The 9,869-nt window shown below is 51.7% G+C and carries 12 protein-coding genes; 7 read left to right on the plus strand and 5 right to left on the minus strand.

The genetic code is table 11. The features are described from left to right. Positions 1 to 420: 420 nt before the first annotated feature. The 5 genes from ACF8FB_RS25885 to ACF8FB_RS25905 all read right to left on the minus strand — a co-directional run bounded on the left by ACF8FB_RS25885 (position 421) and on the right by ACF8FB_RS25905 (position 5,845). Entirely contained in the window at positions 421 to 1,008 is a 588-nt protein-coding gene (locus ACF8FB_RS25885) for a hypothetical protein (RefSeq protein ID WP_392512397.1), read from the minus strand. A gap of 95 nt (positions 1,009 to 1,103) precedes the next feature. Then, complete coding sequence (locus tag ACF8FB_RS25890; RefSeq protein ID WP_392512399.1) at positions 1,104 to 1,898, minus strand: hypothetical protein; 795 nt, start codon at positions 1,896 to 1,898, stop codon at positions 1,104 to 1,106. 236 nt (positions 1,899 to 2,134) lie between these two features. After that, positions 2,135 to 2,794 (minus strand): hypothetical protein, encoded by a 660-nt coding sequence (locus ACF8FB_RS25895; RefSeq protein WP_392512401.1) that lies wholly within the window; start codon positions 2,792 to 2,794, stop codon positions 2,135 to 2,137. A 791-nt stretch (positions 2,795 to 3,585) separates the two neighbouring features. Continuing rightward, positions 3,586 to 5,154, minus strand: coding sequence for a TIGR04141 family sporadically distributed protein (locus tag ACF8FB_RS25900; RefSeq protein WP_392512403.1), 1,569 nt, complete (start codon positions 5,152 to 5,154; stop codon positions 3,586 to 3,588). A 304-nt stretch (positions 5,155 to 5,458) separates the two neighbouring features. Next, on the minus strand, positions 5,459 to 5,845 hold the full coding sequence (locus tag ACF8FB_RS25905) for a helix-turn-helix domain-containing protein (RefSeq protein WP_392512417.1): 387 nt from the start codon (positions 5,843 to 5,845) through the stop codon (positions 5,459 to 5,461). On the opposite strand from ACF8FB_RS25905, the gene ACF8FB_RS25910 reads away from it, so the two are divergent. From ACF8FB_RS25910 to ACF8FB_RS25940, 7 genes are all read left to right on the plus strand, one after another. Further along, positions 5,726 to 5,986 (plus strand): hypothetical protein, encoded by a 261-nt coding sequence (locus ACF8FB_RS25910; protein ID WP_392512419.1) that lies wholly within the window; start codon positions 5,726 to 5,728, stop codon positions 5,984 to 5,986. The two genes, ACF8FB_RS25905 and ACF8FB_RS25910, sit on opposite strands and share 120 nt — an antisense overlap. A gap of 113 nt (positions 5,987 to 6,099) precedes the next feature. Next, entirely contained in the window at positions 6,100 to 6,825 is a 726-nt protein-coding gene (locus ACF8FB_RS25915) for a metallophosphoesterase family protein (protein ID WP_392512405.1), read from the plus strand. A 156-nt stretch (positions 6,826 to 6,981) separates the two neighbouring features. Next, positions 6,982 to 7,452 carry a DUF6957 family protein gene (locus tag ACF8FB_RS25920; protein WP_392512407.1) on the plus strand — a complete coding sequence of 157 codons (471 nt, stop codon included), beginning with the start codon at positions 6,982 to 6,984 and terminating at the stop codon, positions 7,450 to 7,452. Between the two features lie 41 nt (positions 7,453 to 7,493). Next, entirely contained in the window at positions 7,494 to 8,222 is a 729-nt protein-coding gene (locus ACF8FB_RS25925; protein WP_392512409.1) for a metallophosphoesterase family protein, read from the plus strand. A 143-nt stretch (positions 8,223 to 8,365) separates the two neighbouring features. Next, positions 8,366 to 8,593, plus strand: coding sequence for an MbcA/ParS/Xre antitoxin family protein (locus ACF8FB_RS25930; protein ID WP_392512411.1), 228 nt, complete (start codon positions 8,366 to 8,368; stop codon positions 8,591 to 8,593). Positions 8,594 to 8,710: 117 nt separating this feature from the next. Then, on the plus strand, positions 8,711 to 9,520 hold the full coding sequence (locus tag ACF8FB_RS25935; protein WP_392512413.1) for a hypothetical protein: 810 nt from the start codon (positions 8,711 to 8,713) through the stop codon (positions 9,518 to 9,520). 152 nt (positions 9,521 to 9,672) lie between these two features. Continuing rightward, the coding region (locus tag ACF8FB_RS25940) for a hypothetical protein (protein WP_392512415.1) at positions 9,673 to 9,869 on the plus strand (197 nt) is incomplete at its 3' end.

Raw genomic sequence — 9,869 nt, forward strand, 5'->3', positions numbered from 1 at the left:
TCGGATGCTTAATCTCACCTCAGTTTCACTGGGCACATGAAGTCTGAGCTAGAAGAGGAGGATTCTTTGATCAGAGACTGCTGGAGATGATGGCAATCCTCGTAACCTAGCCCTCGTGCCAAGATCTCCTGTGCTTCCATAAGACTCAACCCATTAGCACCTGGCCAACCCCGTTGAATTCTCCTGGCGGTCTGCTTGAAGGCTCCGGTACGGAGTAGATCAGACTGTAACATAGGAAAGCGCATGGCATTTCTCCGTTGTCAGAATGTCGGCTGTTTCTGACTTCCGTAGAAAGCATGCGAGAGGGCATGCGGAGGATGAAGCACCTGTGGCTAATGCCTTTGCGAGCCGACCGCATGATTCAGGCTAATCAATCATAAGTTCTAGCATAGCGGTTTTCTCTGTCACAAAAAAAGTGAGTCAGAGCCCGAGATCCAACTCTAACTTCATTTCAACCAAATGCTCCGGTGCGGTTCCAGATTCGACCCACCAGCCCAGCGCCTTGATGAGAAATGCTTCCCAGATTGTTTCAGGTACAATGACGTTAACATGCATCTTCTTCTTGCCGTGTATAGTCTTACCCGGAGTCAACGCTTTACGAAGCAGCGCCAGTGTTGTCTCGGGAACTGCCGGCCGACCACGTCGGTCAGCTAACATTACAAACGTAAGTAAATAAGATTTTTCTTGGTGTTGGGTAGCTGTATCTTTCAATTCCGCTAGCAAAAACTTTTCATCCTTTAGGAGTGTAGCGGCATTTAATATGGCCCACGTGTCAAGTTGAGTGAAGCGAAGTATATTGCTGGTGAGTTTTATTGGTGCGTATTTTAAAAAGGCTTCGAGTGATATGGATCTTCCGCAGGTGTAGTAGGCTGTCATGAGTGAGCTTTTGTGAAGGAAGTTGGATGTTATTGTTTTTGCTGGCGTCTTATTTAATATTAAGCTCCTGTTTGGGGAGGCCGAGGGACATAAAGTTACATTTGTGGGTGTCTGCTGATTGCCATTGCTCATGATGTGCTCCTTGGTAGATGCTGTGTTCAGCGCAGAGCGAACTGCGAAGAATGACCGAACGTGAATTTCAACGTGAGACGAATATGGGGAAGCGACTACTCTTCGATGATGAGAAAGCCGTTGTAAGCAAAGAAGTTTATAAGCAAGTGTCTGACGATATTGCGATTCTCAAAGGCCAATGGCTCCGAATAGCCAGCCCTTATCGCCTGCTCAACTGCCTCGTGCTCTGCAATTTCGATAAATTTTGCAGAGCTGGCTTCGTCAAGATGGAGTTGAGACAGTTTTACATTAGGATGGCGTGTCACCAATCCCTGCATCAAACCGCAGATCGCATTGCCCTCTTGAGTTCCTTCATCTTGAGGTAGCTTAGAAAGGTATGCGGCGAGCAATTGGCTAAAGTAAGAAAAATCTTCTTCGTTGAGAGTGTTTCTCAGAGCGCCAAAATCGAGACGGATCACCTTATTGGCCTCGGTACATTCAAATAACGACTCGTAGCGCCTGATTTCTAGTTGGGTGGGGTCGCGAAATAACAAGTAAATCATGTTGCATTCATACTGAGATTCTTCGATGATTTTGGCTGCAGATTGAACGTCAATGGCCACGTTAGAAGCCTGCTCAGCGCAAACGGCCCGTAATACATTCGCAATCTCAGTTTTTTCAAGCTGCATAGTCACATTTAAAAATCCTCTGAATGCCATAAGCTCATCATAATTGATGTTGTTTTCATCAGTAATGCGCATGACTCCCAGATATGTCCGAAAGGCTGCTAGGCCGCGACGGCGGATATCGATCGGGCTCCCGTCGTTCAGGAATTTCGGAAAATTCTCCCCGTCGCTTCTTTCATCATGCTTGGGCAGGTTGTGTAGCCAAATTTGCGTAAAGGTTATCATCTCAATGCTGGGCCTCTATGTCAGAGTTGCGCTTTCGATGGGGCGAGAGTTGAAGCTTGGTAACATATTTCCTGTTAGCTGGCGTCTTCGTATATAGCGGCAGGGTGTCAACAATTGGATTGGGAGAAATTGGATTCGTGAGTTAGCTCTTCCTCTGGGTTTAAATTGGATGCATTTACTTGGAAGGTCTTTGGGTTGCTAGCTGGGGTCAAGAACAAGCGTGAAATTAACGTGTGCTAGAAGGGCGGGGCGTCGTTTAATTTGTCGTTATCAGCAGGGTCAAATGCTGACTGGTCATCATTAATTTCCGACTCAGCCCGCTGGCTGCTCGCAATCTCCTCCATGACTTGATCCCATTCTTCTCTGAATAGGAAGTGGTCTAGGCTGATATCTTCAATTCCTAAGTTCTCTACGGCTAGGATACTTTGAGCATATTCGCGAAACATACGGCCCTCTGTGGAGGGCTGCATGTCCTGCTCGCACAGAATGCGTAACTCCCAGCTATCACAGATGACATTGGTCGCGATGCAGCGCCAGAACTCTTCGAATTGCCCAGAGATTTGACAATATGAAGGATCCACGAGAAGCGTGAGCATGCCCTTTGAATGATTAATCAGTTGGACGGGCGCCAGCACGTCGCACGCTATGGCTTCTTCAATGACGTTGAATAGTCTCGAATCAATGCCGTCTGATTCCCAAAGCACGGCAAATGTCTGGATACCCACGCTCAAGCGATAACCTCCGCTTGCATCCATGTATTGGTGGGTAGAGTAAATCGAGCAGACCAAATGTCCGTCTTTGCGATCAAGCAGGTCGTGCTCAGCGAAAAAGAATCGTGAGCACCGGGCAATCTGGGGCTCTCTGCGCTGCAGGGTGACCGATTCTACCTGTGACATGATTGATGCTCGCGAGTAGATGTTTTGAGCGAGGATAATTGGTCGCTCCATATTTGCAAGTGCGACCCCAGCCTCTCGTTAGGGAAGGCAAGTAGGTGCGGAAGGGTCGAGAAAAAAACTTGAGGCAGGGCGTTGGGTTACCAACTTTTTTCTATTTAAGCATATATTGATAGTTGCCAGGGATCGGACGAATGGTTGTTGCTAGGTGTCAGCATCGCTTGCGCGCTCGCTGTACAGGGAGGGAAGCGCTCAGTCAGTTTTAGTGATCTATCGATGGAGTTGCCTGTGAGACTAAAAGATCTGTAGGAATTGGTTTAATTAGTTACTGGTCATGGAGTCTGTCGTCTCTGGTAATACCAGTAATGATGCAAGGGTTTTATCTTCGCAGGCTTATGGTATGGCGCGTTAGCGCTGGGCAAGACACGTAGAAAGTACCTTGCGCGCTCGTGTAAAAGTCAAGACTATGTGGTTTCCGCGTAAGATTAATCCGAGTCGCGTTGGTTTTGTAGATGCCGTTAATCGTTATGATTAGGCCAAGTAGGAGGTGCCATATTAAATCAGTGGTACCCTGAATAATTCAAGATCTATGGGCTTCCAACTTGATGGCCTGTTGAACTTTCGGGGGCCACACGTTTCGACTTGTCACTCATGCACCATCTGCGCAGGGTTTCGTCGGACAGTTGGACGCTCGCCTCTTCGAGTTTGAGGTGATGGTAGGCGGGCGTGCAGTGTGGCAGCGCTGCTCACAAATATGTGATGACACCGTCCTTTGAGGCCTTGTCGTAGAATGTTCAGGCGGCGGCAACGTCTCTATTGCTTATCCGGCACACCTCGACCTGGTAACCCATTGCGGTAAGCCGCTGGGCAAATTGCCTGAAGTTGACCTTCGAGAAAAACGGCATGTGCAGTTCTGCATTGGGTTGCATGATGGCGAACACGATTTTGTTGCGCGGCTGGGTGGCCGGGTTGAAGGTGAATTGGAAACCACCCAGCTCTGCCAGGTGTGCGTTCACCTGGGTAATCACATCCGGTGCATTGATCAGCGCCTCAGCAGACACATAGGCCTGTGAGAAGAGGTGGCTCAGCACGCTGGACGATGAGTACTTCTTGACGTGGATGATGTGGTTATCAGGTGTGAGCAAATCACAGAACTCGAACGGGCCGCCTGCGCCAGTTAGTCTCACCAGTTTCTGGTCGAGTAGGTAGAAATTGACGTTATCAGCAATGCGCCGAAGGTAGGCGCCTTCATGGTCAGTGCGGTAGGGAGGAAACACTAGGTTGCACGGTGTCGCGGCCTCAAAAAAGTGGTTCACTTGCTCGGTGTAGTCGCGGTCAATCTGGTACCAGTCACCTTCGCTAAGCAGAAATATTTTGCCTTCGTGCTCGATCTCCGCCTCCAAGCACATGTACAAAGGCCAGGTGGCGAGTCGTTGTTCGTCCGCGCCGTAGAGGTAGATGCGCTCGGAATCAAGAAGTGGGCGAGTTATGCCTCCCAATAGGTGCTTAGCGAGCAGGGCTTGACGAAGATCCAGATCGAATGAGATTGCTGGGCCATTATGCGCTCGGGCACTGTGTTTGACATAGCCGAAGCCGCTGACATCATTTCCAAGCAGCTCAGGTGCCGCTGCTCGGACGCAGTCGAACCGCTCGGCATTCATCGCTTCTACAAGCACCCTGTCCAACTGTCCTTTGAGAGCTGCGTCACGGACGGGGACGATGAAGTCCATCCAAGGATATTTTTCCTTGCAGTGCTCATCCTCGTACGCTGTCAATAGGCGGAGCGCGATCTCAGGGAATTGTTCGAGCTTTACATCAGAATGGAGCGCCAATGAGTCCGATCCGCTGACGTACTCGCCCTCATCCTGATCGTTCTCCACAATTCCGGTCAGAGATTTGAGGATCTCCGAATCGAACTTGAAGTCGAACTCCGATATCGACAACAGCCTTGATGACTGCGCTTTTGAGCGCAGCGGGGTGCGGTCAATGTTGGATTTCTCCACGGACTTGATCAGCAGTGGATCGGTCAAGCTGAGCGCTGTACGTAGCCCGAAGTAGCGCTCAATCGCGAGGGGATCGATGAGGTGCCTGGCATGGCCAAAGGTAAAGCAAAAGACTCTGCCATTGATTGCCAGAACGAGCAGCGCTTTGAGCGATCTGCCGGTCAAATCGAGGGTGGCCACCTCTGGGATTGCACCGAAGAGCTGTGTCCACTTGGGATGGGAAGGATTCTTCTGGTGGTAAAAGAGGCATTCAGCATCGCCCAATGCAAACGCGATAGGCCGCAGATTGACCTCATCGGAGAGCGCGTCTTGGACGGTTCGCCCCTCCTTGAGCAAGAACACATTGATAGTGATCTTCATGCGTCACTCCTTGACTCCTCGGCTTGATGTTAAATTGACATCTACCTCTGTGTCCGTCAAGCCAGGTCAGTGACATGCTGAGCGACGTACAAGCCCATTGTTGCAATCATCAATTGTGGGTTGCTCGTTAGCGCTACTCTGTTGGTTACCGATGAGATGCATATGGAGCAGCAATTAAAAGGAATGTTGCATCAATGCTCATGCCCGACGATCCCCTTATGCGGGAACCCGTGAGACCCTAGGGCAAATGACAGCTCATCATTTTTGAAGTGGGTCAGCTAACGACCAAGGCACTAGGGATCATCTACCAATGCCTTCCTACAGTCTGCTTGGAAACCCCAAGCTCCCGAGCCACCTCAGCCCTAGTCAACCCTTGGCTCTTCAGTCGTTGCACCTCTTCCCGGCGCTCATTGGCCGCTGCCACGCGGGAATGTGTCCTGGTTTCAGGCCTGATCGCGAGCGGGGCGATCGACCCACCCAGGGTGGCCACCTCTTTGGATACCTGCTTTAAAAGATCGGTAGGTCGCACAAGCTCATCTGCGCCGTATGCAAGCGCGAGGAGGGTAAGGGGATGCACACCCAGCTGTCTTGCGATCTCATCCAGCTTTTCGACCGTAACTCCACGTTCACTGCGTTCGATCCGACTGAGGTGGGCGGCGGTGACGCCTTCCTCAAGGTCAGTAAGCACCACTCGCTGCTGCTGGCGAACGTGGGTCAACGCTGCGGCGATCGCTTGCCTGAGCATTCGGGAGTATCCCTAAAATCCGACTGTATGCCCGGTTTGCGCAGTTCCACTCAATGTCGTATAGTCAAATTAATGGAACTGTTGTGATTTGCTGTGCATCGGCCAGGTCAGATAGGCCCACCCAAACGCAAGCCAGGGGCGATTTCAATATATCGCTTAATCGAAGACACGGGACTGGAGTCAGTCCTCCGGGTAGCTGCATGAAAATTTTGGTCTATTCCGATTTACACACCGAATTTGAGGCGTTCACGCCGCCGGCCACGGACGCTGATCTGGTCATCCTGGCCGGTGACATCGGCACCAAAGCACGGGGTGTAAAGTGGGCCAACGAGACGTTCAGTTGCCCGGTGATTTACACCTGTGGAAATCACGAATTTTACGGTGGTCACCTAGATAAAACGCTCGAAAAAATGAAGGCGGTCGCAGCACCACACGTACATGTCTTGGAGAACGAATGCTGGATTTGGAAACAAACCCGGTTTCTGGGCGCGACCACCTGGACTGACTTTTCATCAACGGGCTCAAGGGATTTTGGGATGCGAAAGGCTCATGAGCGAATGAATGACTTCATGGCCATTCGCGTCGATGCCAGCGACCGCCGCTTAACGCCTGCAGATCTGGTCGTGCTCAATGCAGCATCGCGCGCCTGGCTTGCCCAGCAGCTAAGCACTCCGTTTGCCGGGCGTACGGTAGTGGTAACACACCATGCCCCGCTGATCGGTTTAGTCGGTGGGCCACGAAGTCACCTGATGGCAGCCTACGCCAATCACTGGCCGGATCTCGTTGCGCAGGCAGATCTGTGGATCTTTGGTCACACCCATCACCCGGTCGACCTCGTGAAGTATGGCTGCCGGGTGGTTTCGAATCCCAGGGGCTATCCCGGTGAGGGACTGCATTTCCGTCATCAATTCGAGGTTGAAATCTGATGGATCCCAGCGGCACTGAGGCTGCGAGTTTCAGACTTCATGGCAGGGTATACCAGCGAAAACGGTCGGCGGATTGATCGCAGACAAAGCGTTGAAGGCTCGCGCTAGCTCTTGATAGGCGGTGGAAATAATTCCGGCAAATCGCGAACGAAAGCGATGGCTAATCACTCAGGTATCGGTTCTGAGAACAACAAAGGTGGGAAGGTGGAAGCAGCACAATTGGCGCATTTCTTTCTCGATGGCGCAGAGCATGTGGAGGGCCTGCCAATGGCGGATGACGAGCTGGTTGAGGTGGCCAGGAAGCGCTCCGGAGCGAAACCCTTCTGCGTGATAAGGAGCTGGATACTGCTCAACGTGATGGTCTCGGATAAAGACGAAAGAACCCTGGGCGATCAGGGCCTACATCCTACAGTCATGCTAGGGCGCGAGATCGTTTTCGACAGTCGCACTCAAGGTTCACGACCAGGTGGGCTGAGATCGAGCTTCCTGCATGAACTGGTTGAGTCGGTATTCGAGAGCAAGGACACGCTTTACTACCTGGCAGGGCCGGGATTTCGAAAGCATACGAGTCTAACGGCAGTGCTTACGCTCGATGACGTGGGCGAGGTTACCCAGGACGCGACTTGAAGAGGCGACTCACCCCAAGCCACACGGAGCACGGGCACCTCATGAGGATTCTGATCTACTCAGACTTGCACTTGGAGTTTGTTGGCTTTGAGCCACCTCTGGTAGAGGTTGATCTGGTCGTATTAGCAGGCGACATATCGATGCGTTGTCGCGGGGTGACATGGGCAAATGAGACGTTCCGATGCCCGGTGATCTATGTCTGCGGCAACCACGAATTTTACAAATCGCACATTGATCGAACGCTGATCAAGATGCGAGCTGCAGCTGCGGAGCATGTCCATGTCCTAGATAACCAAAGTCTGATCATCGGTGGAACCCGGTTTCTGGTGGCCACCGCGTGGACGGACTTTACCTCGACGGGGGACTACAAAGCTGCGATTAGAGATTGTGCTGAGTGGATGAGTGACTTCAGGCGTATCCGAATCGGCGAGGGTTATAGGAGGCTTCGGCCAGCCGACCTCATTGCTCGGAACATCGCCAGTCGTGAGTTCCTGCTCGCGGAACTGGCCAAGAATTTTGACGGCAAGACCATAGTGGTTACACACCATTGCCCGATTGCAGAGGTAGCCGGAAATGGCCATGAAGGCCACCTTGCGGCGGCTTACTACAACCAATGGCACGACTTGATCGAGCAGGCGGATGCGTGGTTTTTCGGTCACACACATCATGCTGTCGACACTGAATTCCTGGGCTGCCGCCTCGTCTCGAATCCAAAGGGCTATCCAGGTGAGCGAACGGGGTTCGCTCCTGATTTCGTGATCGAGATCTGACCTTACAGCGCAGGGTGTCCTACGCCTAAAAACGAAGCGGTTCGTTGAGTCTAGGGAGATTCACAATCTACCGCCTTGTAATCTTCTTAGAGTTGGGAAGTTAGGTAGCGTCATGCAAAAAACACTGGGAATTCATCGAGCCCGTGAATACTCAACCTTCTCGTGCTGTCAGAGCAGCTATGGATTTTGAGAAGCTGATTCAGCATCAAGCCGAACAAGTGTTTGGCAGCAAAGCCAAAGCAGATGTTTGGCTGGCTGCCCCTCGTGACGAGTTCGATGGCCTAACCGCTCTGGAATGTGCTGGCAATGAGGCTGGATATTTGAGAGTAAAAGCGCTACTCGATCGACTGGATCACGGCTATGCCTGTTGATGTAAACGGCGCTTTTGGTCTGATTGGCGCGACAGGTTAAAAAACTACAGGGAATCCTGCTCGTGAAGCGGTGCGTCGCACCATCGTAACTACATAGACGAGGCTCTTCGAACCAGCATGAAAGGTAATGAATCCCTTGATCTGCAAAACGAGTTGTCTGCCACTGCAAGCCCTTTTAACGAAGCTCGCTTGGACACCCTTTCCGGCGAAGACGACGGCGAGGTCAGAAGCGCTGAGTGGGCCCGGTTTTGCCTTCGGCATCGAGCGGTTGGAGAAACCTCCGAAATAGCCTGTGCTCGCGTTGAGCTTCCACCAATTGATGGGGCTACGGAGGTTCGGATTGCGGCCAGTTTTTCTGGCGGTAAGCAAATGAGATGTACCCTGTTTACAGTACCTGCAGGTGAAAGCGAACCGCTCCCTACCCCCCGCCAGATGGGGGTGGTGGCCACCTTGAGGGAAGGGTATGCCTTGTTACTCCATATCCCTGACGACCGCAGGTGGGCGCATGACGTATGGCCCACCTCGATGGACAAGCTAGATGCCTTTGTCTCGAAACTTACCGAGTCGTCGAAGTTCCTGGAGACTTGGGTTATGGACAGGAACCGCCAGCCTAACAAATTGTTAATTGTGGTCTTGATCCAAGGCAATGTTTGCTACGGCTTTTTACTGGGATCGCCAAAAACTCCGGGGTTCGGTAAAACTCGCGTGATCCCTATATTCTTCGAGCAGGTTGGTGAATTTAAATATGATCCATCTGTCCTGATTGAGCTAGAGCTGATTGCTAAGAACCTCGAAGTGCTAATCACACACGCGCGCCAGTTACTGTCAGAGCCCGATCATGCTCAGGAAGATCGCCATCTGCGAGAAGCGCTTGGTGTATTGGCTAGAGCTTTAGAGGGGTGCGCCAATCGGCGCGGTTCCACTTGAGATAGGAGTCTCGCCTTAGTGTTGCACTCGCTCTATGAAGTCCTTAGAGTAGTGAAAGGGCTTTTCGCGGATTGGAAAACAATGTTTTAGGGTATATTTGGCCTTTTACCCTGCGCAGCCATCTTGGCATCCTGGACGACCGAGCGCCTGAAATGGACAGCACCATAATCCCTGACATCTGGAGGCGCGCCTCCGCTTGCTGCGCTGATGAGTTCGTCCACGTTCTGAGCGGGTTGCTCGACGAATATGAGCGTAAACCTGGCAAAGACGAGCCTGTTCGGATCACTGCTGAATGCATAGGCCAAGATGGTTACACTTCCCTAGTCATAGCCCTTAATGCAAAGTCTCG

This window comes from Pseudomonas sp. yb_2 (genome assembly GCF_043103905.1).
In the GTDB taxonomy this organism is placed as follows: domain Bacteria; phylum Pseudomonadota; class Gammaproteobacteria; order Pseudomonadales; family Pseudomonadaceae; genus Aquipseudomonas; species Aquipseudomonas alloputida.

Coding starts and splice junctions, on each gene's coding strand:
- ACF8FB_RS25920 (WP_392512407.1), top strand. CDS start 6,982: ATGGCTAATCACTCAGGTATCGGTTCTGAGAACAACAAAGGTGGGAAG.
- ACF8FB_RS25925 (WP_392512409.1), top strand. CDS start 7,494: ATGAGGATTCTGATCTACTCAGACTTGCACTTGGAGTTTGTTGGCTTT.
- ACF8FB_RS25895 (WP_392512401.1), bottom strand. CDS start 2,794: ATGTCACAGGTAGAATCGGTCACCCTGCAGCGCAGAGAGCCCCAGATT.
- ACF8FB_RS25885 (WP_392512397.1), bottom strand. CDS start 1,008: ATGAGCAATGGCAATCAGCAGACACCCACAAATGTAACTTTATGTCCC.
- ACF8FB_RS25910 (WP_392512419.1), top strand. CDS start 5,726: ATGCACACCCAGCTGTCTTGCGATCTCATCCAGCTTTTCGACCGTAAC.
- ACF8FB_RS25935 (WP_392512413.1), top strand. CDS start 8,711: ATGAAAGGTAATGAATCCCTTGATCTGCAAAACGAGTTGTCTGCCACT.
- ACF8FB_RS25900 (WP_392512403.1), bottom strand. CDS start 5,154: ATGAAGATCACTATCAATGTGTTCTTGCTCAAGGAGGGGCGAACCGTC.
- ACF8FB_RS25890 (WP_392512399.1), bottom strand. CDS start 1,898: ATGATAACCTTTACGCAAATTTGGCTACACAACCTGCCCAAGCATGAT.
- ACF8FB_RS25915 (WP_392512405.1), top strand. CDS start 6,100: ATGAAAATTTTGGTCTATTCCGATTTACACACCGAATTTGAGGCGTTC.